This window comes from Streptomyces dangxiongensis (assembly GCF_003675325.1).
Lineage (GTDB): Bacteria > Actinomycetota > Actinomycetes > Streptomycetales > Streptomycetaceae > Streptomyces > Streptomyces dangxiongensis.
This window is the reverse complement of sequence record NZ_CP033073.1, coordinates 4,478,106-4,503,215: the sequence shown is the minus strand read 5'-3', so window position 1 is coordinate 4,503,215 and position 25,110 is coordinate 4,478,106. Positions and strand designations below refer to the sequence as shown.

Genomic DNA, 25,110 nt, shown 5'->3' with positions numbered 1-25,110 from the left:
GACCCGGGCCATCCGAGCAGGCTCGGTACCGGCTGGCGTCACCCGGCAGGCGACTCAGCGTTGTTGACAGCGACGATCAAGTGCGGGTCGACCCGGAGCCAGAAGGCACTGCCGTCCCTTTGGATCGCTCCCTCGAACTCCATGGCTCGCAGGCGCTCCCATGCCGCTTGGACGTCGGAGATGGCAACACGGAGTTGGGCCGCCGGAAATCCTGTGGCCCGTTCCCCTGCGGGGGCTTGTCTGATGACCAGGTTCTCGTAGGAGACCCAGTCGTTCCCGCGGCGTGGTGCGGTCAACCCCAGAGCAGTCAGGGCCTCGGTAACGCGGCTGATGTCGGCCACCGGCAGATAGGCGCCTTGGAGTCGGGCTTGGGTCGCCGGCCGGAACGGCCGGTGCTCGGCGGCCTGTGCCACCTCAGTACGCGGGGCCTCCTGTACGCGTTTCGCTTCCACCCGCTGGACCCCGCGGATGATGAAGAGGTTCTGACCGTCCGCAGTGAGCAACTGAGTGCGTTGCGCAGTCCAGTTGCCAGACGTCAGGGTGGTTCCGGCGACGACGCGGGCCTGACGGCGGTCCGGCAGCAGGAGACCGGCTCGAGAGTCGGCTCCGTCGAGTTCATGAAGGAATCGTGACCGAGCTTCGCCAACCTCATCGTGCGAGGGCGGGGGCAGTGTCTCGGAGACGGGACGGAGTAGCTTCTCGGCCAGCGTGATGAGTAGGGCACCGTCCTGAACGGTCCGGCCGAACGAGCCGAGCCATTCCTGACCCAGACCTGCGCCGAGCAAACTGGCGGTCATGGACGCCAAGGTATCCGTGTCTGCGCCTTCCTGACGGGCCGGGACGGCCATGCCGCGCTCGGGGCCGGCAGCGGACCGCGCCGCGAGGTAGATGGCGGCCACTGCGCACAGGGTCCCCGAACCACGGGTTCTCGTCCTGGTCAGGCCGTGCTCCTCAAGAAAGGCCGAGGGTGCACTGAGCGCACCGCTGTCCAACGAGGACCGCGCACTGCTGAGGAGGTCCTCCACCTCCTGCACTGTGTCGTCCCAGGCCCGCTCGTAGTCACTCGGGAACGCCTTGGCGGCAGCATCGCGCCAATGTTGGTCCAAGCCCTGCCACACCGGTTCTCGCCAGTCCTTCAGCCCATCCAGCGTGGCTTCGACGAGCCAGCCGTAGGCCAGCGGCGCGGGTTGTCGCAAACTGATCCACAGAGCGTACGCGTGCACCAGGGCGCCTAGGAGAGCACGCGGGTGCCCGTGGGTCGTGGCCGCGTCGCGGACCACGTCTGCAGCTAGGTCGCCGAAAGGTCTCTCGTGGTGAACGATGACGTGCGGCGCGATGCGCATGGCCGCACCGTTGGCCCCGGCGCTGAAGTACTTCTCCTGGTCGTCGGTCCTGTGGCCCCAAGCCGCTTCGTGCTTCTCCCAGGCACGGCAGGCTCGTTTGACGCTGGCACCGGCGCCGCGTTCGTAGTCGGGGAAGAAAGGCCACTCGACTCGTTGCAGCCAGGTGAGCCAGTCGTCGCCCGCGCTGAGGCGAGCGCGGGCCACAGCGATGAGCATCTGGGTGTCGTCGCTGTACTCGCCGGGTCCGATCTCCTCAAGAATTGGACGGAATCGGCTGCCAGCCATCCGCTGCCAGGCGAAGAATCGACCCGATACCTGGCTAAGCGGCGGAAGTGAGCGGGTTCGATCCCGCCTCTCGTAAGGCCAGCCCATGGCGTCCCCGACAGCTGCCCCGAGGAGCATGCCGCGGGCCCTGTCGGTCCATGGGTGAAGCTCAGCGTTCACGTGTTCACTCTGCCAGAGTTGTTCCGGGGATGTACGGGGTCTCCAGTGGTCGTTTACCGGAGCGCACCGATCTGCTCAGGGCGTACTTGTCGAAGAGCACGGGAGCGACGACCAGGGGTGGCAGCAGAGCCGCCATGCCGAACCGGCCATGCCTGAAGTGCTCCAGCTCCGCCTGCTTCTCGTCCCGGACGATGACAGTGCGTACGGCGGACAGCGGGATGGTGCCGGGTATCTGTATCTCTGCCTGATCGTCCGTGGGCCACCAGGACGGATGCCCGCGTTCTCGTCGCAGAGTCACCTTGCCGGTCACCGTAGGCGCAAACATAGCGTTGAAGCCGTCCGCTCCGGTCCGGGCGCCGGCGCTCCTGTCCCGTGCAGAGTTGTAGGGGGAGAACCGGGCGCCGGGGGCAGCGAGCAAGTCGACGTCCAGCGTGAGGACCACCCAGTCCTGGAAATAGCGGTCCCGGCTCGCGGCCTGCGCCAGGTACCAGGTATTCGGGTACTCCACGCTCAGGAAGGTGAACTCCGGTGCGCCGTCCAAGCGCTGAGTGTCGGCAGGCCGGTAGGCGTCGGCAGCCGTCTGGAGGACAGCCACGGGACGTATCTGCCGGGTGTCAAGGATGTGGGACAGGTTGGCTGACTTGGTGAGGTGGCATAGGCGGGTGATCCCTCGGGCACGGCCCTGCTCAAGGATGTCGTTCACAAGCCCACCCGCACATACAGATCGGACATCTCGTGCGGCAGCAGATCGGTGAGCTTACTCGAGTGCAACACGATGAGGTCCGTACGAGCCCGGGTGATAGCCACGTACAACTGCCGGGCCTCGCGGGCCTTGGCCTCCTCCAAGCCATGGGCCTCCACCTCACTCGGCTTCGGCAACTCGTCCGCATCGCAGAATGGGAGGATGACCGAGTCGAACTCGAAGCCTTTCGCCGCGGAATAAGTCCCGTAGAACACCCCAGGTTCGTCTGTCCAGCACGCAAGATCACGGTGCAGGCGGCGAACGGAGACACGGCCTCGGTCAAGGAGAGATCTGAGTTTGCCCTCATGGTCTCTCGTGCGCATGAGGATAGCGACCTGACGGTCCGCGCCCAGCGCCAGAGCGTTGCGTGCTGCCTGAACGAGCTGCTCGTCCGTGCTTGCTGTCTCCAGAATGGTGGGTTTCGGACCATCGGCCGCCGATCCGGTCGGCTGAACCAGATCAACGTCGTCCTTGAAGTGCGGCATATCCGATATGCCCTGGGCGAGTTGGGCGACCTGACGGCTGTTGCGATAGTTGTGGGCAAACTCCACGACATTTGACACGTGAAGACCCAACGAGCGCCAGGACATCCGACTTCCGTAGATCTGCTGCGCGTAGTCCCCGAAGAACGTCAGCGAACCGTCGTCAGGAATGGCAGCCGCCAGACTTCGGATCATCTCAGGTGTGAAGTCCTGACCCTCATCGACGACTACATGCCGGTAGAGCCGCTTGGTCGGGTCAACCTCAAGGGCAGCCAGGACAGTCGACGCCATGTTGTCGAAGTCGTACGCGTACCCGGCTTCGGCACGCAACTGCACATAGCGTTGGTAGACCTCGAAGACGACTTCACGGTCAGGTTGCTGAAGCGGCCTACCCCGGCCAACTCGACGTGTGCGGCTTTCCACATACGTCTGCTGGTCGACAATGCCGTGCCCAACCATCCAGTGCAATTCGTCCAGGAAGAAATCGAGTGGGCGGTGGATCACTGCCCGGGAGTGGTGACGCTGGCGGGCCTCTACCAATGCCCGCTCGACCATCTGTTTCTTGGACTTGCATATGCGCACCGGCGCTTTTGTCCGGTGCGCGAGGTAGCCGCGCGCGAATGTATGGTAGGTCTCAATCTGCAAGTTCGGGGGCGCGGTGCCCATACCCCGGAGGTAGGTAACGAGAGCCTTGTTGAAGGTGACCAACAGGGTGCGGCCTCCGATACCCGGGACCGTGGCTAGATAGTGAGCCCGATGAACCGCCATCGTCGTCTTGCCGCTGCCCGCCGTGCCCAGAACGACGCAGTGGCCGCGTTCGTTCAGGAAGACGACGTCCCGCTGGTGACCCCTCGGTTCAGGTAACGAAAGCCCCATCACTCCATTATGACGCGTCCATGGTCACTTGGTACAGGCGACCACGGACTCGCTTCCTTCGGGGGCGGTGGTTTCGGAGGTGACGCGGGCGCGCGGGACGAGCCGGGCTACGGCCTCCGCGATCGCAAGGTCCGCCTCGGGGAGCAAGCTCGTGTACGTGTCGGCCGTGATGGTGATCGAGGAGTGGCCGAGCATCTCCTCGATGCCCTTCAGGTCGGCCCCAGCCGCGTGGGCGAGGGTCGTAGCACCGTGACGGAGGTCATGGAGCCGGACCGGCAGGAGACCGATCTCCTCGTACAGCTCGATGAACCGCCGCGTGACGTTGGCGGGGTGAAGCATCTCGCCGTTCTCCTTGGCGGAGACCCGCCCCCGTGGCCGCAACAATGATTTCTCGCGGCAGCGGAACACGGAGCATCGCTCTTCAGAGCAGGTCAGCGCAGTCTACGCAGCTAAAACGCCCCTCCTTTGTCCGCAAACTCGAAATAATTGGCGCCTGCCGACAAACCCTAGGGGGGAACGTGGCTCAGCTCGAACTCGAAGTGCTCACGGACGATGCGCCCGAGGCAGCCGCCTTCGAGGCGTACTGGCGACTCAACGAGGACGGTGAGACGTGGGCGCAGACCGTCACTGCCATCCGCGCGGAGTACGGGCTGAAGCCGCAGCAGATGACCCGCATCGCCCAGCAGGCGGGCACGGCCTACCTGACCGACTTGTTGTGCGAGTCCTGCGAGGACCCCTACCCCGTGTCCAGCCGCAGTGATCTCACTCAAGCCCTCCGTTTCGAAAGCTGGAAGTGCCCGAGCTGCCACGAACGCGAAGTGGAAGAGCAGGCCGCACGGGCCAAGGAACAGAAGGCGCGGCGTCGTGCCGAGGTCTACGAGCAGTACCCCGTCCTGAACCGTCCCGACTTGGAGCCCGCCGACCTCACTCTTTTCGAGGCCATCGCGCTGCATACCCTCTTTAGCGACCCGGCAGTCGAAGACGCCGGGCTGACGTCTCCCACCGACATCTGGCCGAAGGAGCGCCGCTGGGCTCCCGAGCAGCTTCGGTATGACTTCGAGCGTGGGCTCCTGAAGGCTGTGCCGCGCCTGATCAAAGTGCACCCGGACTCGCACCTCGACGCCTTCGCCCTGGACGACGACGGGGAACTCAGCGATTCCTTCTACCTCGGCCGCGTCAGCTACTACCTCATGGGCCAGGCCGACGAGCTCACTGATCGGCACCCCCGCCTCCTCCAAGCTCTGAACCGCACCTTCCGGGAAGGCCCGTGGCCGACCTCCTGGGCGGGCCAGTGGCGCGAGCTATGGGACGAGCTGGTGCTGGCGGACGCACAGGACTACCTCGCGATGAAGCTCGGCGAGCACCACCTTGAGATGAACCAGGGCGAGGGGACCCGCACCGCCCTCCAAGACGCCCTGAGCACCTTCAGCCTCGGCCAGGTCTTCAACTTCATCTACCGGGCGGCCAAGGACTCCGCCGCCTACTACCAGCGTGGCGGAGTGAACAAGCGGCAAGCCGCCAACAGCACCATCGGGCGGATCAGCGCCAGCGCCGACAGGGCCCGCGCCAACGGCTGGGACGTCAAGCCCTTCGGTCGGCCCTGGAATCTCCCTCTCTCGGCCATCGGGGAGACGTTCTTCAGCAAGGTGATGTGGCAGCCAGACATGATGCAGGTGGCATCCCGCGACGCGCAGGTCCCCTTGCACGCCTGGCCCGCTGAAAACGCCGCCGAGGGCACAGGGGACGAGGGCTCCGAGGAAGTACCGCACCCGGTGCCTGGCATTGATGAGGAAGGCACCTGGATCGGCCTCGGCAAGACTCCTGGTGCCACTCCGTGGCCGGACGTCAACGACCTCCTGAAGCTGGAGCCTGGGACGGTCACCGCGATCGTGTCCGTGCCAACTGCCGGCCGCTCGACAATGGCGCTGAACATCGCGCTGCACAATGCCACAGCCGAACGACTCACGGTCTTCAGCACCTGCGAGATCAACTCCGACACGATCGAGCGGAAGCTCGTCAGCGCCACCTGCGGAGCAGATCTGCGATACCCCGCCGACACGGTGGACTTCGACTCCGTGCGTCGCCGCGCATCAGAGTCCTCAGTCAGGGTGCCAGGCTGGCACACCCCGACCATCGGGCTCCCGCTTGAACAGGTCTTCCGGGAAGCCGCAACTACGGTCATCCCACCGCAGCGTGGTCGCCTTGCCCTGTGGGTGGTCGACACGATCCAGAGCTACAGCGAGCTGGACGAGGAGGGCCTGGCATTGAGCATGGACGTGGCACGCCGCATTGCGGAGGAACACAACCTCGCGGTTCTGATCACAGCTCGCGCGTTGAGCGAAGGGCCTGACGAGCCGCTCGAACTGCGACATGTCCCGACGCCTATCGCACGCGGCGCCAACACCATCGTTGAACTACATCGCGACGGGGTCTACTGGACCAACCTGCCCGACGCCGACTCAGCCACCGTGCGGGCTTTGAAGGTCGGAGGTAAGCAGTGCAAGGAATCCGTCTCCCTGAAATTCGAGGCGCCCTTCTGCCGTTTCGTCCGAACTGACAGGTGACCAAGCCCCCAGGAGACCTTCAGCGGTGCTGGCCCACGGCACACCGGGGCGCCCCAGCCGGGTGAATCAGCGTGGCCGTGCGCGAACCACAGGGCAGTCCATGGGCGCCCCAACTCGGAGCGCCCATGGACTGCAGCACTGTCGTCACCGACTACTGATCGATGGGGGGGGGCAACCTCGGGCTCTATGAGCAGTGTCCTGGCGCTGCACCAGCAGACACCTGGTCGCTGCCGCCGATCACGCGCCTGGCCGAAATTCCCCCTGAGCGCAGGGGGGAGTGCTCGCTGCCAGGGCCTATGCATAGTCGCCCGGTGGCAGCCCGCAGGACCTGCTCGCTGAACCGCGGCAAGCACAGCCGGCCTACTCATCCAAGTGCTGTAGTGGGATGGACGCATCGAAGACGTCGACGACGAACTCCGAGGATCCGTTGCCCTCGAAGTCGACATCGCGGTCGCTGTGAAGCAACGTATGGATCCTTACCCAACGCCCCTCGGCACTCGCGTCCTCCGCCACATTTAGGGCGCTACGAACGGGGCCGATGCCGCCAGTCAGCCGCTTACTCGTCCAGGTTTGCAGGAGCTTCGCTTCTACGGGAAGTGCCCATGTACGCGGCTCGGCGCTGGCTGGCACGGAGACCTCGTCGCTGAGCAATTGCACAACCCAGTCGACGTCTCCATCGCTGCCGCGCTCGTTCGACATGCGAATGCCGAGCCCGATCATGTACGCGCCCTCAAGGTACTCCTCGAGTTCGTCATCGATATCGCTGAAATAGACAGCGGGGCGAACCACGTCAATCGGCCCGAAGCCAGTGAAGGCTCCAAGCATCGGTGCGCACTTGTTCTTGAGATATTGCTGCGCGGCCATGCGCACCGGCTTCGGGACTCGATCCAGCACCACTCCGAGAGAAGCCTCGTCTCGGTCGGCCAGGAAGCAGTTGAGTGCATCGACCAGTTCCCCGGTCAGATGGAGATCGCCCGCTCCCAGCGTAGTGACCGCCTCCAACTCGTCGCGAGGGCCTTTGGCAAGGGCGAATACTCTGCTCCGCCCCGGACTCGTGTGTGCGATGAACGAATGAATCATTTCCTGTCTCACATCACGTCTCAGAGGCGGCGCGGGCACGAACACGCGCGGACACCGCCACAAGTAAGGGGAAACCCTGCCGATCAACGTGTCGTCTGAGCTACATGCTCGTTCGCATGGCCAAAAGCGGGTTGCTGTCAGACCCGGCACCTCAGCCCGGGTCCGCATGGCTAGCGGCAGGCTACCCGGGCGCAGGCGTGGTGACAATGGCGCACAAAGTCGTGAAGTAGGCGCAGACGGTGCCAGGGCGTCTTCAACGGTCGACGGATCAAGTAGCGCAAACCGCCAGGGCCACGCAGGTATGCGGCAGCGCCAATGAGCCACTGTCACGCACGCTCCTCCTCGCTGCGTGATCGCAGTTCAGAAAGCCCCTTCGTCGAGTTCCGCCTCATGCCAGGATCACCTGAGGCCCTGGTACTTGGCGGCCAGTCGGTCTAACACCACCAGCCCGAAGGAGCAGCATGGAACCCCGCAGCGCAGCTGCTGTCGGCAGGGACTTCCCGTACACCGCGAAGACGCTGTGCTATATCGAAGTAGCCGAGGACGGAACGGTGTCCCACGGCGTTGATGCCGGCGCTTACGAGCGGGCTCGCAGTGGGGAGTCCCGACTGTTCGCCGTATGGCCGGGTTCCTGGCGAAGCGACCTGTTCGTCATCGACGACCTCGACGAGTATGCCCGCGCACACGGACTCCTTCACGATCAACAGCGCACCGGGCTCGCTGACCACGAGCACGCCGTCCGCTGGACGCTGGACCCCAGCGAGAAGAAGCCGATGGGCAGCTACATCACTGTCCGCGTCCATCTGGACTGCGGATGCGCCATCAATGACCTCGACGCGTTCGCCAAGCAGATGCGCGCCCAGCAAGGATGGGACATCGCCACGACTGGCGGGTGGGGCGGGAGTACCACATCAGGAACCTACATGCGCGTGCGTCGCAAGAGTCTGGACTCCTGACCGGCCTTGCGTGCGTGCGCGATGCGTGAGCGGACGGTCCAGCACAGGGCGTCACGAGCCGGATGGGGTACGACGCCGTAGGGCGCTGATCAGGCAGAACAGCGCCCTACGGCAGGGTGGAGCACCCCCCGGCAAGGATCCAATCCCACTCCTAAAGCGGGTGTCGCAGGTTCGAATCCTGCCGGGGGCACAGACCTAAACAGCAGGTCAAAGTAGGTATAGGCCCCTCGTTCCATTCGAACGGGGGGCCTGTTCCATGACCGGATGCCACATCCTCGCGCGATCTTGCCGGAACCTACCGGCAAGTGGGCCTGGACTCCGATGGCGTCCCAGTCATGGCGTCCAACGGCCGAAAGGGGCGGAGACGCGGACGCCCGGCAGGCGGCCATTCGATCCGCTGCCCGCATGGATACTCACCCGCCGCCGGGGAATCGGGGCACGTATCCACGCCGCCGTTTTCAGTGATGACGCCACGAAGTAGAACCCCGGCCAACCTCACGGCCGGCCGGGGCTGGGAAACGGTCAGGCTTTGGCCGGGGGGACGATGAACGCCCGCACCGGCTTGGGCTCCGGGTCGCGCGACTCCGGCTCCTGGGACAGGCCGAGTTCGATCCGACGGTCGTAGACCGCCTGCCCGAGATCGCCGGCCAGCCGCGCGTCGACGTACTCCTGGTCGTACTCCACCGCCTCACCCGCAAGCTGCCGGACCCGGCGCGTCCTCCACGTGCTGTGATTCATCGACTCTCCTTGCGCCGATCGTAGGTGTGCTCGGCCCGGCTGTGCTCGGCCTCGCAGATCTTCTGGGCCTGATGCGCACGCTCGACTTCCGCCGCCTCACGCATCCTCGTCTTACGGAACACCGTCAACAGAACGATCCGCTGCCCCGGGGCAAGCCAGTACGGGATGCGCACGGCCTCGCCGTCCAGCTCGAAGCGCAGCTCACGCGGCTTGCCACCCAGGTGACGCGAGTACGGCTCGCCAAGCGTCGTCGGCTCGTCCAAGAGACGGTCCGTCTTGTCCTCCACGCGCCGGTAGAGGCGGGACGGAAGTCTCTCCAGCCAATCCCGCACCTCGGGTTCGATCTCGCTTTCCCATCGCTCCGCTATGCAATCAACGGTATATACCTCCAATTGCATAGCGCGAGGCAAGCCGGGGCATCCCCAACCTGCGCCTCCTCCCGGCCACGCCGCGCGCGCCCGCGACCTATGGCCTCTACTCGGCCTCGGCTCCATGACCGGGGCCGTTTGCGTGAGCGGATGGGGAGTTGATCTCCCTGACGTCCACCAACGAATCAGCATTGCTCGGCACGGCTTCCGTTTCGGGTTTCTCCGCGCTGGCGGGCTCGGGATCCGCTTCCGGAGCGATGATCTCGGCAGTGGGGCGAGTGGGCGGTCTGTACTGGGCTAGTACTGCAGCCGCAGTTGCTGTGACGGTTGGTCTGGCTGCTCGTTGAGCTGGGCATGGGTGGGGACGTCACGGTTGATGAGGTGCACCGCTGGGCGACCGGTCTGGACGCACTGCATGCTCGGATCGGTGGGTATTTCCGCAGGTCCGAGCCACGTCGGCGGGCAAGGGAGTATCTGCGCGGACTGCTTGCACCCTTGGAACGCAAGAACGGCTGGACGCTGGCCGAGCAGGCCGGTGAGCTGTGCCCGGACGGCATGCAGCGGCTGCTGAACCAGGCCGACTGGTCCGCCGACGCGGTCCGTGACGAGGTTCGCGGCTTCGTGCTGGAACATCTGGGCGCCGAGGACGGCGTGTTGGCCGTGGACGAGACCGGCTTCATCAAGAAGGGCTCCCGGTCGGCCGGCGTGCAGCGGCAGTACACCGGCACCTCCGGGAAGATCGACAACTGTCAGCTAAGAGTGTTCTTGGCCTACGCCTCCACGAAGGGGCGGGCGTTGATCGACCGAGAGCTGTACCTGCCCACCTCCTGGATCGAGGATCCGGCCCGCCGGGCGGATGCGAGGATCGGCGCCGAGGTCGTCTTCCGCACCAAGCCCGCGCTGGCCCGCGCGATGCTGGAGCGGGCGGTTGCCGCGAGGGTGCCGTTTCGCTGGGTGCCCGGCGACGAGGTCTACGGCCAGGACCCCGTCCTGCGCCGCTGGCTGGCCGGGCAGCGCCTGAGCTACGTCCTGGCGATCTCCGGCAAGCACCGGTGCGGGCCGCGCGGGCAGAACGCCCGCACCGTCTCGGCGATCCTGCCGGAACATGCCTGGGAGATCCGTTCCGCCGGTGACGGTGCGCACGGCCTGCGTGAATACGCCTGGGCCCTGGTCCCGCTGCCCGGCGAGGGCGACGACGGCTTCGAAGACGCACTGCTGATCCGACGGTCCCTCGCCGACGACGAACGGGCCTACTACCTGGTGCACGCGCCCGCGAACACTGCGCCGGCCGAGATCGTCCACGCTGCCGGGGCCCGCTGGGCGATCGAGGAGTGCTTCCAGGCCGCGAAGAACGAGGCGGGTCTGGATCACTACCAAGTCCGTCAGTACGCGGCCTGGTACCGGCACATCACCCTGGCCATGGCGGCCGCCGCTCACCTGGCTGCGGTCCGGGCCACCGCTCACGAAAAGGGGGACACGGCAGCGACCTGATCCGACTGAGCGTGAACGAGATCCGCCGCCTGCTGAGCAGATTCACCCACGCCGTCCGGCACGAAGCCGGTCATATCCTGCACTGGTCATACTGGCGACGCCGTCATCAACACCGCGCCCGCCTCAGCCACTACCGCCGACGAGGCCACCGACCCCCGTAACTGCGGCTGCAGTACTAGGCGCTCGTGTCGTGCAACTCACCGCGTCTGCCGGTCCACTTCACCGATGAGTGATTCAGCGCACTGGATCCCGTGGCCCGGCGGCCCTGGCCGAAGAGTTCCACGGAGACGAGGCCATGCCGCGCTCTCATGGACACCGCCGTCGCAGAGCTGCGGGACGCGTGGCCGTCAGGCGTCGGCAACTCGGCGAGCCCGCGCAGGTCGAGGCCGGCGGGGCCGGGGGTGCCGTGTCCCGGCTTCGAGATGCGGTCATCAGCGCCTGCTGGATACGCTCGCTGGGTGGCCGGGTGATGTCGGCCCCGAGTTCGGGTGCAGCAGCCGCCCCCGCCGCCGTCAGCGGAGACGAAGACTTCCGCAGTCCACCGCAGTCCCAGCCTTCGCAGTGTTCACGCCCCGGAGGGAGTTGCGATGAGGTTCACCCGCATGCGTACAGCAAAGGCCGCCGCGGCGGCTGTGGTCGCCATCCCGCTCGCGCTCGGAGTTCCGGCGTCGCAGAGCCACGCGCGGGATGCGTCTCCGAGCCCGTCGGGGACGTTCGGTTCCGGCTGTTCGGCGCTCTCCCAGAAGGCCGACACGGCCAAGGACAAGGTCGTGGAGGCCGCGGCCGCCTATCCACAGCTCAGCCAGCTCGTCTCAGCCCTGGTCAGAGCGCGGCTCAGCGACACCCTCGACGGAAAACCGCACATCACCGTCTTCGCTCCCAACCAACAGGCGTTCCAGAAGGTGACCGCGTCGCAGCTTGCCTCGCTGCTCGGCAATCAGGGGCAGCTTAAGAAGGTGCTCACCTACCACGTGGTGGATAAGCAGATCACCCCGGACGAACTCTCCAAGGGTTCCTTCACGACGGTCGAAGGCGGCAAACTGACCACATCCGGCTCGGGCACCGACTTCAAGGTGAACGGCAAGGCGAACATCGTCTGCGGGAACATCCAGGCCGCGAACGCCACCATCTACGTCATTGACGCGGTTCTCCAGCCCCCGTCCTGACTCCCAACCCGTTTCGTGCGGCATACGCCACTCGGCGTCCACGAACCCGGCGGCAGTCACGAGGCCGGCCAGCCGGTCCTGGCCGAGCGCCCAGTAGACGGTACTCGTCGTAGAAATGTGCCACCGAGGGTTCGGGCATGGCCTGAGGCTACTGTGCGTGACGTCCAGCACAACGGGTGCAAAGGGCCAGGGAGCGAACACGTTCGAGGGGTCCGACCATGGCGTGGTCGGACCCCTCGGGCTCGTCCGGCTCACTTTCCGCTCACCGCCGGTCGGCGTCTGACGGCCGCGCCCCACACATCCGCGCCACCGTTCCGGCGTTCACCGTGGCGTACGACCCCGGACGCCGATCACCCCAGGACGCGTCCGAGTAGGCGGTGGGTCTCTCCGTGCTCCGCCGTCAGCGGTTGCTCGTAGTGCTGATGTCGGCGATGTGGTCGTACCGCTCCAACAGCACGAAGAGCTTGGTCTTCTGCGTCGTCTCCCCGCTGCCGTAGGTCAGGGTGACGATGACCTCGTGGCCGTTGCCCACGGCGCCGTTGTCGGTCACCGTCCAGTGCGCCGGGACGTTCTGGGCCCGCAGGACGCCGTCCGCCTCGTTCTTCTCCTCCCAGGCCGTCAGCCGCTTGGCGAAGTCGGGCGTCAGGTAGTGCTTGCGGAGCGCCGTGGCCAGCGTGCTGTCGGGGTCCGTGTAGTCGCCCTTCGCGTCGATGTACGCGCCGTAGAAGTCAGCGACCCGGGTCACCGCCTGGCCGGACGTGCCGTTGACCGACTGCGGTGCGGCGGTGGACACCTTCGCGGGGGCATGGACGGACGCCTGGGCCGGCACCTGTGCCGACACACCGAGTCCGACAGCCAGGGCGAGGCCGACGGCGACGGCCGCGCGGCGGCCCGGACGACGGTGTGCGAGGGGCTTCTTGTTCATGTGTGTCTTCCTTCGTCTCTCTGATTCGTATGTGGTTGCTCGCGGCCGGTTCCGGATCTGGTGCCGGAGGCGTCCGCCGGTCTGTCGCCACCCCGTCCGCGTCCGACCGGTTCGAGGACTGGACGGCCCGACTGCCCGATCGGACAGGAGTCGGCCCGGTGTCTTCGCCCCCCGGGGCCGTCGTGTGGCGACGGGCGCCGCGGGGTGCCGAACGCCGCGCCTCGGGTACGCGGGCACAGAGCTGTCCCGGTACTCAGGCGCAGGGTGGGTGTCGTTGCCGCGCTGCTTCCCGGGGCGGTCGTTCTGCCTCGGCCGGTGCGACACCCAGAGCTTCGAGGACGCCGGGGAGCCACACAAGAGCTGCCGCCACACCTGCGACGGTGGAACCATCCCACCCCATCTGACCTGCGGAAACATGGATACCTGGGATGCCCTCCTGGGACGCGATGCCCTCCCGGGACGCTGGGACGACGCGCGCCGGGTCGGCCGACCGGGTGGCGGCCCGGACCGCGGCGGTCCGCCCCTGACGACGGGGACGAGGGGGACGACGGAGACGTGAGTGGGCGTCTCGGTCACGTCGGACCCGGCACCGGCATGGCCCCGCGGCTCCGGCTCGGCCCCGGGGTTCCGCTGCGGGGCGTCGGCGGTGCAGAGCGTGGCCTTCTGGCCGTTGGGTCCCGGCCGGGCTGGGGCTATCGTCGGAATCACATGGGGCCAGGACGAGGAGGACAGCCGGTGATGCCGCAGGACGAGGCCGTGATCGGCTGCACAGGGAAGGTACTCATCGGAACTCGCGGATCCGCGGGCCCCGGCGAGATCCTGGTACGGGTCAGAGGCGGCTCCGAGACCTTCCTCGCCTGGTCGGAGAACCCCCTGTCCGCGGGCGCGACGGTGCTCGTGATCGAATCGCGTGGATGCCGTGAGGTCGGTGTCATCGAGTGGGTGGATCCATTGGACGCGCTCGGCGAGGACACCGCCGACGCCGACTGAGGAGTACAGGCATGTTCGGATACCGCGTTCCCGCCCCCGACGAGGCGATGTTGATCTCGGGAGGCAGGCGGGGCCTGGGGGGCGCGCCGTTTCGAGTGGTCACCGGGCACGGCAAGTTCGTGCTCCCGGTCTTCCGCAAGGTCCGTTTCCTCACCCTGTCCATGTGTGAGTCCGAGGTCACCGAGACGTGTGTGACCAGGCAGGGCATCGCGTTGCACGTCCGCGCGGTCATCGCCTTCAAGGTCGGCAACGATCACGAGAGCATCATCAACGCGGGCCAGCGGTTCCTCTCCGACCAGGAGCAGATGTCGGTGCTCACCGGCCGGATCTTCGCCGGTCACCTGCGGGCCATCATCGGTTCGATGACGGTCGAGGAGATCGTCACCGAGCGGCAGAAGCTCGCCGCGGAGGTCCTGGACACCTCCAAGACCGAGATGGCGAAGATCGGTCTGACCGTCGACTCCCTTCAGATCCAGTCGATCGACGACGGCGACACCGGCTACATCGACGCGATGTCCGCGCCGCACAAGGCGGCCATCCAGCGGCAGGCCCAGATCGCCCAGGCGCAGGCCACCCAGGCCGCGGCCCAGGCGGAACAGGCGGCGGCCCGTGAGCAGGCCGAGTACGCCCGGCAGACCGCCATCGTCAGGGCCGAGTACTCGGCCGAGGTGGACCGCGCCCAGGCCAAGGCCGCGCAGGCCGGACCGCTGGCGCAGGCGGACGCCCAGCAGGAGGTGCTCGCCGCACAGACGGAGCTGGCCCAGCGACAGGCCAAGCTGCGTCAGCAGCAGTTGGTGGCCGAGATCGTGAAGCCCGCCGAGGCTGAGGCCGAGCGGGTCAGGATTCTCGCGGCCGCCGAGGCGCAGCGGATGAAGATCCAGGCAGAGGCGGCGGCCTCCTACGACCGGGTCGCGCTCGACCGGATGCTGATCGACCAGCTCCCGCAGATCGTCAAGGAGGCCGCCGGTGGCCTCGCCGGCGCCAACGTCAACGTCCTCAACGGCGCGGACGGCCTCGGCGAGATCGCCGCCGGTCTGGTGTCCCAGGGGCTGACGATCCTCGACTCCGTCCGGCAGAACCTGAACGGTCAGGACTCCGACGGTCGCCGGCCCGAGAGGAGCGAGGACAGCGGCCTGCTCCGACTGGCCGCCGGCAAGGAGCAGAAGCCGAAGGACGGTCCGGTGGACCTCGACTGAGGGAGTTCCCGGGGACGACCCGTCGGGGCCGCCTGGACAGGCGGCCCCGGTTCCGGCCCGCGGCGAGCCGGGTGCTCGCGGGGCGTTTACGCCTGGGGGTGGAGTACGACCTTGGTGTAGCCCTCCACCCGCTTGTCGAACTTCTCGTACGCCGTCGGTGCCTCATCGAGGGGCAGTTCGTGCGACACGACGAAACTGGGCTGTGCGCGGTCCTCGATGATCAGGTCACGCAGTTGACGGTTGTAGCGCTTGACGTTGCACTGGCCGGTGCCCGCACGCAGTCCCTTTTCGAACAAGCGCCCGATGGCGACCATCAGCATGCCCTGCTTGGCCTGCTCGTCCGGTCCACCCGGGTCGCGCGGAACATACAGGCCCGGCACACCCAGAGCACCCGTCGGCCGGACCGTCTCCACCAGCGAGTTGAGCACGGTCGCCGGTTCCTCGCGGCCCTCGCCGCCCGCCTGGGCCTGGTAGCCGACGGCGTCGATGCCCTTGTCCGTACCTTCACCCGCGGTCTGCTCCCGGATCTGCTCGACCGGGTTGCCCTCGGTGAAGTTGACCGGTACGGCGCCGATGTCCTCGGCCTTCTGCAGCCGCTCGGCCACCCGGTCGACCACGAAGACCTTGCTCGCCCCCCGAAGGATCGCCGAGTACGCGGCCATCAGCCCGACCGGGCCGCCACCGTAGACGGCGACGCTCTCACCGGGGCGCACGTCGGCCAGTTCGTTGCCGTGGTAGCCGGTGGGGAAGATGTCGGCCAGCAGGACGAAGTCGGTCTCCTTCTCGGTGCCCTCGGGTAGCTTCAGACAGTTGAAGTCGGCGTAGGGCACCCGTACGTGCTCCGCCTGTCCTCCCACGTAGGGGCCCATCGCCACGTAGCCGTAGGCACCGCCGGCGAAGCCCGGGTTCACGGTCAGGCAGAAGCCGGTGAGGCCCGCCGTGCAGTTCTTGCAGAAACCGCACGCGACGTTGAACGGCATGACGACCCGGTCCCCACGGCTGAGCGCCGTCACCCCCTCGCCGACCTCCTCGATGACCCCCAGGTTCTCGTGGCCGAAGACGATCCCCGCCTCGGCGGCGGTGCGGCCCTCGTACATGTGCAGGTCGGAGCCGCAGATGGCGGTCGACGTGACGCCCACGATCACATCGTTCGGGTGCTGGATCCGGGGATCTTCCACTTGCTCGACCGCTACCTCGAACGGTCCCTTGTACACGACAGCCCTCATTGTCGAGCACCTCCACCTAGTGTGTTTGCTCGATCACGTACGGGAACGGCAGCCGGAGAGACCCCGCTGTCCATCGAGGAAACGGGCCTTGATCCACGCAGCTCGACCGGCCTTCTGTGCGTTTCCTCATATTCCAGACTGGCGCATGATGAGACGATTTGCATCTAAGGGCTGCGAAGTCCTATTTCCGTACAGTTCAGAGAGGATCGAGAACCTTGACACGACGTCTCGGCAAGTTGCTCGTCCCGGTGTCAGGGCTGTCCGGCACCAGTTATCCGGAAGGGACCCCGGTGACCATACGGGGCACCGGAGGGTCCGTCGACGGCTTCGTCGACGGAGACTGGCTGCCGCTGGCCTGGTGGGAGTTCGCGGACACCCAGCCGGACGACACACCCCCCACCTGACCCGGCGTGTCCAGGCCGGCGTTCTTTACGTTTCCCTGACGCCGGGGCCGGATCCGCCGGCCCCCGTCGCGGTGTCCTCCCCGTTGTCCGGATCGCGTCGGAGAGGGGAGTGCCGTGGAAGGCACCGTCGTGGCAGTGGTGGTCGTGGTCGGGGTTCTGCTGCTCGTGTTGAAGGCCGGGATGCGGGTCGTCAACCAGGTGGAGCGCGGGGTCGTGTTCCGCTGGGGGAAGGCGCTGCCGAGCCACCGGCAGCCGGGCATCACCTTCCTGATCCCGTTCGCCGACCGGATGCGCAAGGTGAACGTGCAGATCGTGACCATGCCCGTGCCGACACAGGAGGGCATCACCCGGGACAACGTGTCGGTGAAGGTCGACGCCGTCGTCTACTTCCGGGTCACCGACCCGGTGCGCGCGGCCATCGAGGTGCAGGACTACGTCTTCGCGGTCGGGCAGGTCGCCCAGTCCTCCCTGCGGTCCATCATCGGCAAGAGCGACCTGGACGACCTGCTCAGTGACCGGGAGCGGCTGCACGAAGGGCTCGCGCTGATGATCGACAGCCCGGCCGCCGGGTGGGGTGTCCACATCGACCGGGTCGAGATCAAGGACGTACAGCTACCGGAGTCACTCAAGCGGTCCATGTCGCGGCAGGCCGAGGCCGAGCGGGAACGGCGGGCCAGGGTCATCACCGCGGACGGCGAGTTCCAGGCCGCGCAGCAGCTCGCCAACGCGTCCCGGATCATGTCGGACACCCCCGAGGCGATGCAGCTCCGGCTGTTGCAGACCGTCGTCGAGGTGGCCGCCGAGAAGAACTCCACGCTCGTGATGCCGTTCCCGGTGGAACTGCTGCGGTACTTCGACCGGGCCGCGAAGAAGCTCGACGGCGACCACGGGGTGCCCCGGCAGGCCGAGGACCGGCGTCCTTCCGCTCCCGCTCCGGCGCAGGAGGGTGAGGGCCGGCCGTAGCGCAGGGGCTAGCATCCGCCCATGACGACTACTGACCACAACGGCTCCGTGCTGGATGTCCAGATCGGCGCCCTCCAGGGTGGCTCCGCCGATCTGCGGCGGTTCGCGGGCAAGGCCGTGCTCATCGTGAACGTGGCCTCGAAGTGCGGGCTGACCCCGCAGTACACCGGGCTGGAGAAGCTCCAGGAGCGGTACGCCGAGCAGGGGTTCACCGTGCTGGGAGTGCCCTGCAACCAGTTCCTCGGGCAGGAGCCCGGCAGCGCCGAGGAGATCGCGGAGTTCTGCTCGGCGACGTACGGCGTGACCTTTCCGCTGACCGAGAAGGTGGAGGTGAACGGCGCGGGCCGGCACCCGCTGTACGAGCGGCTGGTCGGCTTCGCCGACGCCGAGGGGCACAGCGGGGACATCCGCTGGAACTTCGAGAAGTTCCTGATCGGGCGGGACGGCCAGGTCGTCGCGCGGTTCTCGCCGCAGACCGAGCCGGAGTCGGACGCGGTCATCGCCGCGATCGAGGGGCAGCTCGGCTGAACACGGCTTGACCTTGCCCCAGGGGCAAGGACGAGCGTCCTGCGTGCCGGGCGGAACGGACCGCCCGGTGACGGAGGAGTGAGGGAGCCGTAGCGGCCCGTCGGTGACGGGGGTGCGAGTGCGCGGCGGCCGGAAGGCCCGAGCGTGTTCGGGCCCCCCGGCACCGGCTCGGGCGTCCTGCCGGCGAGCCGGTGACCGAGGGGGTCCGCGCCGTGGACGAGGAACTGCTCAGCATCGGCGCGTTCGCCGCGCGGGCCCGGCTGTCGGCCAAGGCGCTGCGGTTGTACGACCGGCTGGGCCTGCTGGCCCCGGCCCATGTCGACGAGGTCAGCGGCTACCGCTACTACCGCGCCGGCCAGGTGGAGCACGCGCGGCTGGTGGCCCTGCTACGGCGGCTGGACATGCCGCTCGCCCGGATCGCCGAGGTGGCCGGGGCCGAGGGCGCCCGGGCCGCCGAGCTGCTCGACGCCTACTGGGCGGACGTGGAGGCCCGGCTGGCCGGGCAGCGGACCCTCGCCGAGTACCTCCGTGGACGGCTGTCGGGGAGGAACTCCGAGATGTACGACAAGTTCGTGATCGAGACCGTGGACGTGCCGGAGCAGGTGCTGGTCACCGAGTCGCGGCACACGCTGGCGGACGAGCTGCCGGCCTGGATCGGGGCGTCGCTGGGGCGGCTGGAGGGTGCTGCGCGGGAGTGCGGGGGCGTCACCGGAGCGCCGTTCGTGGTCTACCACTCCGAGGTGTCGATGGAGAGCGACGGACCGGCCGAGTGCTGTGTGCCGGTGGCGGACGAAGCGGCGGCCCGGGCGTGGGCCGTGCGGCACGGGCGGGCCTGGGAGGCGGGGGTACGGGTGCAGCCGGCGATCCGGCTGGCCTACACCCGGATCACCAAGGCGCAGGTGGCACATCCGCAGATCCTGGCCGCGTTCGAGGCGGTGGAGCAGTGGCTGGCCGGGCAGGGGCTTCGGGCGGCGGGGCCCTGCCGCGAGGTGTACTTCGCGGACTGGGAGGCGGCGGGGGCCGACGATCCGGTGTGTGACGTCGCCTTCCCAGTGACCTGCTCAGTGGGGAGATGAGCTTCCACACCGGCCGCTGCGCCCCGTAGGGGGCGTGGGGCGGGCCTGAGCCCTCTCGGCTAGGACGGCGACTGGACGAGAGGGCTCTTCCGGTGATGCTTGTGCTGCTCGTTGTACTTGTGGTGCTCGTGCTGCTTGTCGTGCCTGTGGAGCTGTCGTGCTCTCGATGCGTGTGGTGCTGTGGAGTTGTCGGGCCAGGGTCAGGGAGAGCCCCTCACGCCTTGACGGAGGCCACGAAGGCGTTCCAGGCGGTCGCGGGGAAGGCCAGGACCGGGCCCTGGAGGTCCTTGGAGTCACGGACGGCGAGTTCGGCGGCGGTGGGCGACTTGACCTCGACGCAGGCGCCGTTGCCCGCGGAATAGGAAGACTTCATCCACGTCTCCGAAGCGCCCTGAATCAGTGCCATGTCCACTCCTGTTGCGAGTTTCGGTAGTGCGGTTCACGCCAACCATGTCGGCTGCTTGGCGTGATCGACGCTACCGGGCAACTGCCGCCGCCGGAGGAGCCGTTCACTCGACCGGATGGCATATTCCGGATGTGTCTTCCACTGGAGTGGACCGGCGGTGTACGATCCGGCGCCCTCACCGGGAACGGCTCAGTCGGCGTACCCTTTCGCCACATTCGCGATGTACTGCCGGGATGCTTCCACATTGAGCGACTGTGCCCGCAGATGTTCGTACATCACGGCGTACTTCTGCGCGTCCTGCGCCTTCTCCAGGTACAGGTCGCTGGTGACGCCCTCCAGGTACACCACGCTGGAGTCGGCCGCGTCGGCGAACTCCAGGATCGCGTACTGGCCGTTGAGCCCCGGATGCGCGCCCACCTCGAAGGGCAGCACCTGCACGGTGACGTGCGGTAGCTGAGACATCTCCATCAGGTGCTCCAACTGTTCCCGCATCACCAGCTTGCTGCCCACGACCCGGCGCAGGGCGGCCTCGTCCAGCACCACCCACAGCCGCAGCGGGTTGTTCTCGGCGGTGATACGTTCCTGTCGCCGCATCCGGACCTCGACGCGCTTCTCGATCTCCGCCGTCGACGTCTCCGGCAACGCCCCCTGCACCAGCGCCCCGGCATAGGCCCGGGTCTGCAAAAGGCCGGTCACCAACTGGGGTTCGTACACCCGCAGTGACTCCGCGTCGGTCTCCAGGCCGATGTACACGCTGTACGGGATGTCCCCGAAGGTGTGCCACCACCCCTGCTGCCGCGAGTCCCTGGCCATCTCCATCAGCGAGTCGACGATCCGCTGATCCTCGACCTCGTACACCCCGCACAGATCGCGCACGTCGCGCTGACTGATGCTCCGGCGGCCGTTCTCCAGCCGGCTGATCTTCGACTGCGACACGAGCAGCCGCTCCGCCACCTCTTCGGCCGTCATGCCCTTGAGCTCACGGAGCCTGCGCAGCTCCTGGCCCAGCCGGCGCCGCCTGACGGTGGGATTGACATTGGACGCCACGGGACGCGCACCTCCGGCTGCCTGCCTGTTACCTGACTTTCCGTATCTGCTGTTGAGCAGATTGCCACCAAGGTGCTTTCCGCCGCTGGAAAACAGTGGATGTGCGGCACACCGGGTGTCGTCGCGGCAACCCGGACGCAGCCGAGCGGGGCGGCGGACCACAAGGGTCTCGCCGCCCCGCTCGGACCAGCGGCTCCCGAACCGGGTCTGTGGGAACCGGGGTTACGGCTCAGTGGGCCACTGCGCGAACCATGGACCCGTGGCGCGGCTGCATCGGAACCCCGCGTGCGGGTTCCGGTGCGGACCGGACGCCGGACGCCGACGCGGCCTGCCGGCCGACCGGGGCCTGGCCCCGGCGCGGCTGTGCGCCCGCACCGTTCTGCACGTCCATCACCGCGTGCGCGACCAGTCCGCCCATGGGGTCGTGGCGGATCAGGTCCCGCAGCCGGGACCGGGACGAGCGCCCCTCGTTCCCCGGATACAGGTGCTTGCCGAGCCCGACGGCGTGCGCCAGCGCGGCGAGCGCCGCGGTCCGCGGGTCCGGCGGTACGCCGGTGCGGATCGCGGAATCCAGCCGGGCTCGGATCTCCCGGCTGATCTCGTTGTCGGTCGCCTGATAACGCGTCGTCGGCAGTACCCCGCACATCTGGCCGGCCACGGCATGCACCATGCCGCACCTCTCCAGATGCGAGAGGTAGGTCTGGCGGAGCCCCAGGCGCGGCCCGCCGATCCAGTGGACGGCACGTACCGGAGCGCCACGCCTTCGCAGCAACTCCAACGCGCAGTCCAGAGTCGGATCTCCTGTCGGCCGTGGCACCACCACGGCGATACGATCCCCGTCTGGGGCTATCCGTCCGGCCAGCGCCAGCTCCACTAGCTGTGCACCGGCCAGACCGAGGTCGAGCGACTGCGGCTGCGCAGTGGTACCCGTGGCCGGGTCCAGTGCGAGCAACAGAAGCTCCTCCGGAAGTGTTCTGCGGCTCCTGCCCATCCATGCCTCCCCGCGTGGATGAATGACAGGGTGACCCCTCTCACATTGGCTTGTCGAGGGCACGTGACCGGTTCATGAGGGAACCGGCAGGTATGTCGTTCTCGTCTACCGCAGGGGCCAAGTCCTCACACAGGACACTGGTACATGGTTCGGACAGGGCGCGCTCGTGGGCGTGCGGCGCATGAAGGAGGCATCGGTGGCGGGCGAGTCCCCCGACAGGTCGAAGCAGCGCGAGTCGTCGGCGGAACCGACGTCGGGGAGCGCGGGTTCGGTTCCCGAGGCGCGCGATCCGCGCCGCGCGGTCTCCCGCGAGAAGGATTCCTCGGGCGGCGGCCGGGTGGATACGGCGACGACGGTCCTGTCGGTACGGGGCGCACGGCCGGCCGCGGTCACCGAGCCGACGGAACCCGGAGACGAGCCCTCGACGGTCCCGGACGAGGATGCCGACCTTCGCACCGCGGTGTCGGCGTGGGTACGCGGAGCCGAGACCCCGAAGCCCGACCCCGGCACCTCCGCGCAGCGCCCGACCCCGGCCGAGCCGAACCCCACCGGCACGGGGAGCCCGACGGCGAGCGCCGAAGGACGGGACACGGCCCCCGGGACCCCCTCGGCCGAGCCGGCGAGCACCGCGGCGGCGAAGACTGCCCCGGCCGCGGGCACGAAGGCTGACGCGGACGTCGGGGCGAGCGCCGAGAGCGAACCGACCGCCAAGGCCGACGTGGCAGCCAAGGGCACCTCGAAGCGCAGGACCGGTACGAGGACCGCTTCGAAGGCCGACGCCGGCACGAAGTCCGAGCCCGGCACGAAGTCCGCCTCGAAGGCCGGCGCCGACGCGGAGACCGGCACGGACACCGGAGTCGTCGGGGCCGCCCCCAAGACCCCCACGAAGGGCAGGGCCGGCACGAAGGCCCGGCCCGGCGCCAAGGCCCGGGGCGGCGCGGCCGGGGGCGCCGTCGCCGGAGGCGCACAGGCCCGCACCACCAAGGACGTGCCCGAGGCCCGCAAGACCCGCACCGAGCCGAAGACCGCCGACGCCAGGCCGGAAGCCGCCGACGCCGAGGACAGGCCGGAGGCCGCCGACGGCCGGAAGGAACCGGAAGCCGCCGCCAAGACCGGGCCCAAGGTTGCCGCCAAGGCCGTCCCCGCGACCGCCGCCGCCAAGACCGGGCCCAAGGTTGCCGCCAAGGCCGTCCCCGCGACCGCCTCCGGTGAGGCCGCGGCCGAGGCCGAGGTTGCCGGTGGAGCCGAGCCTGAGGGCGCCGTCGACGCCGAGGTCGAGCCGGAAGCCGCCGACGGCGGGGGCGACCCGCAGGGGCCACCCGCGGGTGACGACGAGAGCCGCACGGGTGGTGCGGGTGGGAAATCGAAGGCGGCCGATGGCGGAGCCGAGGCGCTCGATCAGGCGACCGCCGTCTTCAAGGCCGTACGGCCGAAGAAGCCCGAGGTCGATCAGCCGACGACCATGCTGAAGCTCGGCGGCGGCAAGCCCAAGCCCCCGGAGTCCGAGTCCGAGCGCACCAGCAAGTTCGTCGCGCTGAGGGACGACATGCGGCCGGGCGGCAAGACACCCGCACCCACGTCCACCCCCGCCCCCGCCACGACCTCCAAGCCCAAGCCCAAGCCCGCCCCCGCTTCCGTCCCCGACGCCACCACCCCCGTCCCCCAGGTCGGTCCCGAGCGGACCACGCAGCAGCCGCTTCCGCCCAAGCCGCCGCTGGATCTGCTGGCGGAGCTGACGAACACGCCGCCGCCCCCGGAGACCCCGGTCCGTACCCTGGTGCGCCGGGTCAAGATCTGGACGCCCCTGGTGCTGCTCCTGGTGGTCGTCCTGGCGGTCGTGCAGGCGTTCCGCCCACTGCCGCCCCCCGCGCTCGCGCTGACCGCCGAGGGCACCTACACGTTCGACGGTGACCCGCTGCGGCTGCCCTGGCCCGGCGAGGGCCAGGGCTGGGTGGACGTGGACGGCGTCGGCACGATGGGCCACTTCGGCAAGCAGACGCCCGTGGCCATCGGGTCGGTCGCCAAGACCATGACCGCCTACATCGTGCTGAAGGACCACCCGCTGAAGCGGGGCCAGGAGGGTCCGAAGATCGAGGTCGACGCGAAGGCGGAGAAGGAGGGCGGCTACGACAAGGACGGCGAGTCGACGCTGAACACCGTCAAGGCCGGCGACCACCTCACCGAGAAGCAGGCCCTGTCGGCCGTCATGATCCCCTCCGCCAACAACATCGCGCGGCTGCTGGCGCGCTGGGACGCGGGCTCGGAGGCGGCGTTCGTGAAGAAGATGAACGCCACCGCCAGGGAGCTGGGGATGAAGGGTACGAGGTACACCGATCCCTCGGGCCTGAAGGAGACCACCGTCTCGACGGCCCAGGACCAGGTGAAGCTGGGCCGGGCGGTCGTGAAGGTGCCGGCGCTGGTCGACATCACCAGCGCGGCAAGCTGGACGGACCCCTCCGGCCGTAACTGGCCCAACTACAACGAGCTGCCGTACCGGATCGGCGCGCTCGGCATCAAGACCGGCACCACCACCGCGGCCGGCGGCAACCTGCTCTTCGCCTCCCGCAAGCAGGTCGGCGGACAGGCGGTCACCGTCGTCGGCGCGATCCTGGACCAGCAGAAGCCGCCGATCCTCACCACGGCGAACGAGGTCAGCAAGACCGCGCTGCTCGCCGCCCAGAAGGCGCTGACCCCGTCGAAGATCCTGAAGAAGGGCGACGTGGTCGGTTACGTGGACGACCGGCTCGGCGGCCGTACCCCCGTGGTGGTCACCAAGGACGTCTCCGCTGTCGGCTGGTCCGGTCTGAAGGTGAGCCTGTCCTTCACCTCCGGTACGGTGCCGCACACCGCGAAGGCCGGCACCCAGGTGGGTTCGCTCACCGTGGGTGACGGTTCGGCCGGTGGGGTGCGGGTCCCGGTGGCCCTGGAGAAGGATCTGGCCGAGCCCGGGCTCGGCGCGAAGCTGACCCGTATCGGCTGACCCGTTGCCGGCCGACCGGCCCGGCCCGCACCCCGTCGACGGAACCCCACCGGGGAGCCCCGCGGCGGGGTGCGTGCTAGCGTCACGAATCGGGGCAGGTCGCCGGTCGCGGGACGCGGCGGCGCACT

The 25,110-nt window shown here is 68.2% G+C and carries 22 protein-coding genes and 1 pseudogene; 11 read left to right on the top strand and 12 right to left on the bottom strand.

From position 1 onward, the window contains the following. Positions 1 to 38: 38 nt before the first annotated feature. The 4 genes from D9753_RS20265 to D9753_RS20250 are packed head-to-tail and all read right to left on the bottom strand — an operon-like array spanning position 39 to position 4,226. Positions 39 to 1,745, bottom strand: coding sequence for an ADP-ribosylglycohydrolase family protein (locus D9753_RS20265; protein WP_121788278.1), 1,707 nt, complete (start codon positions 1,743 to 1,745; stop codon positions 39 to 41). Between the two features lie 46 nt (positions 1,746 to 1,791). Continuing rightward, positions 1,792 to 2,490, bottom strand: coding sequence for a DarT ssDNA thymidine ADP-ribosyltransferase family protein (locus tag D9753_RS20260; RefSeq protein ID WP_121788277.1), 699 nt, complete (start codon positions 2,488 to 2,490; stop codon positions 1,792 to 1,794). Further along, positions 2,487 to 3,887, bottom strand: a complete 1,401-nt coding sequence (locus D9753_RS20255) for a UvrD-helicase domain-containing protein (protein ID WP_121788276.1) — start codon at positions 3,885 to 3,887, stop codon at positions 2,487 to 2,489. Before D9753_RS20255 ends, D9753_RS20260 begins: the two co-directional genes overlap by 4 nt. A gap of 24 nt (positions 3,888 to 3,911) precedes the next feature. Then, positions 3,912 to 4,226 (bottom strand): tyrosine-type recombinase/integrase, encoded by a 315-nt coding sequence (locus D9753_RS20250; protein WP_121788275.1) that lies wholly within the window; start codon positions 4,224 to 4,226, stop codon positions 3,912 to 3,914. Between the two features lie 179 nt (positions 4,227 to 4,405). On the opposite strand from D9753_RS20250, the gene D9753_RS20245 reads away from it, so the two are divergent. Beyond that, complete coding sequence (locus D9753_RS20245) at positions 4,406 to 6,451, top strand: AAA family ATPase (protein ID WP_121788274.1); 2,046 nt, start codon at positions 4,406 to 4,408, stop codon at positions 6,449 to 6,451. Positions 6,452 to 6,811: 360 nt separating this feature from the next. On the opposite strand, the gene D9753_RS20240 is transcribed toward D9753_RS20245, so the two are convergent. Then, positions 6,812 to 7,531 (bottom strand): hypothetical protein, encoded by a 720-nt coding sequence (locus D9753_RS20240; RefSeq protein ID WP_121788273.1) that lies wholly within the window; start codon positions 7,529 to 7,531, stop codon positions 6,812 to 6,814. Positions 7,532 to 7,992: 461 nt separating this feature from the next. Here D9753_RS20240 and D9753_RS20235 point away from each other — a divergent pair, with 461 nt between their 5' ends. Further along, positions 7,993 to 8,487 carry a hypothetical protein gene (locus tag D9753_RS20235; RefSeq protein ID WP_030049694.1) on the top strand — a complete coding sequence of 165 codons (495 nt, stop codon included), beginning with the start codon at positions 7,993 to 7,995 and terminating at the stop codon, positions 8,485 to 8,487. A 591-nt stretch (positions 8,488 to 9,078) separates the two neighbouring features. Here the strand turns inward: D9753_RS20235 and D9753_RS20230 are convergent. Both D9753_RS20230 and D9753_RS20225 read right to left on the bottom strand, forming a co-directional pair. Further along, positions 9,079 to 9,225 (bottom strand): annotated as a pseudogene (locus D9753_RS20230) (transcriptional regulator); the annotation flags it as partial. Next, complete coding sequence (locus tag D9753_RS20225; RefSeq protein WP_121791184.1) at positions 9,222 to 9,593, bottom strand: type II toxin-antitoxin system RelE/ParE family toxin; 372 nt, start codon at positions 9,591 to 9,593, stop codon at positions 9,222 to 9,224. The gene D9753_RS20225 and the pseudogene D9753_RS20230, both read right to left, overlap by 4 nt. 354 nt (positions 9,594 to 9,947) lie before the next feature. Between D9753_RS20225 and D9753_RS20220 the strand changes: the two genes are divergently transcribed. Both D9753_RS20220 and D9753_RS20215 read left to right on the top strand, forming a co-directional pair. Next, the gene (locus tag D9753_RS20220) at positions 9,948 to 11,084 is read left to right on the top strand and encodes an IS701 family transposase (RefSeq protein ID WP_121788272.1); all 1,137 of its coding nucleotides are present in this window, start codon (positions 9,948 to 9,950) and stop codon (positions 11,082 to 11,084) included. Positions 11,085 to 11,671: 587 nt separating this feature from the next. Further along, positions 11,672 to 12,250: a fasciclin domain-containing protein gene (locus D9753_RS20215; protein ID WP_121788271.1), complete on the top strand. Its 579-nt coding sequence runs from the start codon at positions 11,672 to 11,674 to the stop codon at positions 12,248 to 12,250. Positions 12,251 to 12,650: 400 nt separating this feature from the next. On the opposite strand, the gene D9753_RS20205 is transcribed toward D9753_RS20215, so the two are convergent. Beyond that, positions 12,651 to 13,175: a hypothetical protein gene (locus D9753_RS20205; protein WP_121788270.1), complete on the bottom strand. Its 525-nt coding sequence runs from the start codon at positions 13,173 to 13,175 to the stop codon at positions 12,651 to 12,653. Positions 13,176 to 13,913: 738 nt separating this feature from the next. On the opposite strand from D9753_RS20205, the gene D9753_RS20195 reads away from it, so the two are divergent. Both D9753_RS20195 and D9753_RS20190 read left to right on the top strand, forming a co-directional pair. After that, positions 13,914 to 14,165 carry a hypothetical protein gene (locus D9753_RS20195; protein WP_121788268.1) on the top strand — a complete coding sequence of 84 codons (252 nt, stop codon included), beginning with the start codon at positions 13,914 to 13,916 and terminating at the stop codon, positions 14,163 to 14,165. 11 nt (positions 14,166 to 14,176) lie between these two features. Further along, the gene (locus D9753_RS20190) at positions 14,177 to 15,361 is read left to right on the top strand and encodes a flotillin family protein (RefSeq protein ID WP_121788267.1); all 1,185 of its coding nucleotides are present in this window, start codon (positions 14,177 to 14,179) and stop codon (positions 15,359 to 15,361) included. Positions 15,362 to 15,447: 86 nt separating this feature from the next. Here the strand turns inward: D9753_RS20190 and D9753_RS20185 are convergent, their stop codons facing one another. After that, positions 15,448 to 16,587 carry a glutathione-independent formaldehyde dehydrogenase gene (locus D9753_RS20185; protein WP_121788266.1) on the bottom strand — a complete coding sequence of 380 codons (1,140 nt, stop codon included), beginning with the start codon at positions 16,585 to 16,587 and terminating at the stop codon, positions 15,448 to 15,450. Positions 16,588 to 16,802: 215 nt separating this feature from the next. Between D9753_RS20185 and D9753_RS20180 the strand changes: the two genes are divergently transcribed. From D9753_RS20180 to D9753_RS20165, 4 genes are all read left to right on the top strand, one after another. After that, on the top strand, positions 16,803 to 16,991 hold the full coding sequence (locus D9753_RS20180; RefSeq protein ID WP_121788265.1) for a hypothetical protein: 189 nt from the start codon (positions 16,803 to 16,805) through the stop codon (positions 16,989 to 16,991). A 114-nt stretch (positions 16,992 to 17,105) separates the two neighbouring features. Next, on the top strand, positions 17,106 to 17,954 hold the full coding sequence (locus D9753_RS20175) for a slipin family protein (protein WP_121788264.1): 849 nt from the start codon (positions 17,106 to 17,108) through the stop codon (positions 17,952 to 17,954). 21 nt (positions 17,955 to 17,975) lie between these two features. Further along, positions 17,976 to 18,482, top strand: a complete 507-nt coding sequence (locus tag D9753_RS20170; protein WP_121788263.1) for a glutathione peroxidase — start codon at positions 17,976 to 17,978, stop codon at positions 18,480 to 18,482. 191 nt (positions 18,483 to 18,673) lie between these two features. Then, the gene (locus D9753_RS20165; RefSeq protein WP_121788262.1) at positions 18,674 to 19,558 is read left to right on the top strand and encodes a MerR family transcriptional regulator; all 885 of its coding nucleotides are present in this window, start codon (positions 18,674 to 18,676) and stop codon (positions 19,556 to 19,558) included. A gap of 214 nt (positions 19,559 to 19,772) precedes the next feature. Here D9753_RS20165 and D9753_RS20160 read toward each other — a convergent pair whose 3' ends face one another. The 3 genes from D9753_RS20160 to D9753_RS20150 all read right to left on the bottom strand — a co-directional run bounded on the left by D9753_RS20160 (position 19,773) and on the right by D9753_RS20150 (position 22,002). Continuing rightward, entirely contained in the window at positions 19,773 to 19,964 is a 192-nt protein-coding gene (locus tag D9753_RS20160) for a DUF397 domain-containing protein (protein ID WP_121788261.1), read from the bottom strand. A gap of 189 nt (positions 19,965 to 20,153) precedes the next feature. Next, positions 20,154 to 21,011: a helix-turn-helix domain-containing protein gene (locus tag D9753_RS20155; RefSeq protein WP_121788260.1), complete on the bottom strand. Its 858-nt coding sequence runs from the start codon at positions 21,009 to 21,011 to the stop codon at positions 20,154 to 20,156. Positions 21,012 to 21,240: 229 nt separating this feature from the next. Further along, positions 21,241 to 22,002, bottom strand: coding sequence for a GOLPH3/VPS74 family protein (locus D9753_RS20150; protein WP_121788259.1), 762 nt, complete (start codon positions 22,000 to 22,002; stop codon positions 21,241 to 21,243). A 196-nt stretch (positions 22,003 to 22,198) separates the two neighbouring features. On the opposite strand from D9753_RS20150, the gene D9753_RS20145 reads away from it, so the two are divergent. Then, positions 22,199 to 24,982, top strand: a complete 2,784-nt coding sequence (locus D9753_RS20145) for a D-alanyl-D-alanine carboxypeptidase (protein ID WP_240468229.1) — start codon at positions 22,199 to 22,201, stop codon at positions 24,980 to 24,982. Positions 24,983 to 25,110: the final 128 nt, after the last annotated feature.

Coding starts and splice junctions, on each gene's coding strand:
- D9753_RS20150 (WP_121788259.1), bottom strand. CDS start 22,002: ATGGGCAGGAGCCGCAGAACACTTCCGGAGGAGCTTCTGTTGCTCGCA.
- D9753_RS20250 (WP_121788275.1), bottom strand. CDS start 4,226: ATGCTTCACCCCGCCAACGTCACGCGGCGGTTCATCGAGCTGTACGAG.
- D9753_RS20255 (WP_121788276.1), bottom strand. CDS start 3,887: ATGGGGCTTTCGTTACCTGAACCGAGGGGTCACCAGCGGGACGTCGTC.
- D9753_RS20160 (WP_121788261.1), bottom strand. CDS start 19,964: ATGGCACTGATTCAGGGCGCTTCGGAGACGTGGATGAAGTCTTCCTAT.
- D9753_RS20205 (WP_121788270.1), bottom strand. CDS start 13,175: ATGAACAAGAAGCCCCTCGCACACCGTCGTCCGGGCCGCCGCGCGGCC.
- D9753_RS20195 (WP_121788268.1), top strand. CDS start 13,914: ATGCCGCAGGACGAGGCCGTGATCGGCTGCACAGGGAAGGTACTCATC.
- D9753_RS20185 (WP_121788266.1), bottom strand. CDS start 16,587: ATGAGGGCTGTCGTGTACAAGGGACCGTTCGAGGTAGCGGTCGAGCAA.
- D9753_RS20265 (WP_121788278.1), bottom strand. CDS start 1,745: ATGCTCCTCGGGGCAGCTGTCGGGGACGCCATGGGCTGGCCTTACGAG.
- D9753_RS20240 (WP_121788273.1), bottom strand. CDS start 7,531: ATGATTCATTCGTTCATCGCACACACGAGTCCGGGGCGGAGCAGAGTA.
- D9753_RS20215 (WP_121788271.1), top strand. CDS start 11,672: ATGAGGTTCACCCGCATGCGTACAGCAAAGGCCGCCGCGGCGGCTGTG.
- D9753_RS20235 (WP_030049694.1), top strand. CDS start 7,993: ATGGAACCCCGCAGCGCAGCTGCTGTCGGCAGGGACTTCCCGTACACC.
- D9753_RS20170 (WP_121788263.1), top strand. CDS start 17,976: ATGACGACTACTGACCACAACGGCTCCGTGCTGGATGTCCAGATCGGC.
- D9753_RS20220 (WP_121788272.1), top strand. CDS start 9,948: ATGGGTGGGGACGTCACGGTTGATGAGGTGCACCGCTGGGCGACCGGT.
- D9753_RS20190 (WP_121788267.1), top strand. CDS start 14,177: ATGTTCGGATACCGCGTTCCCGCCCCCGACGAGGCGATGTTGATCTCG.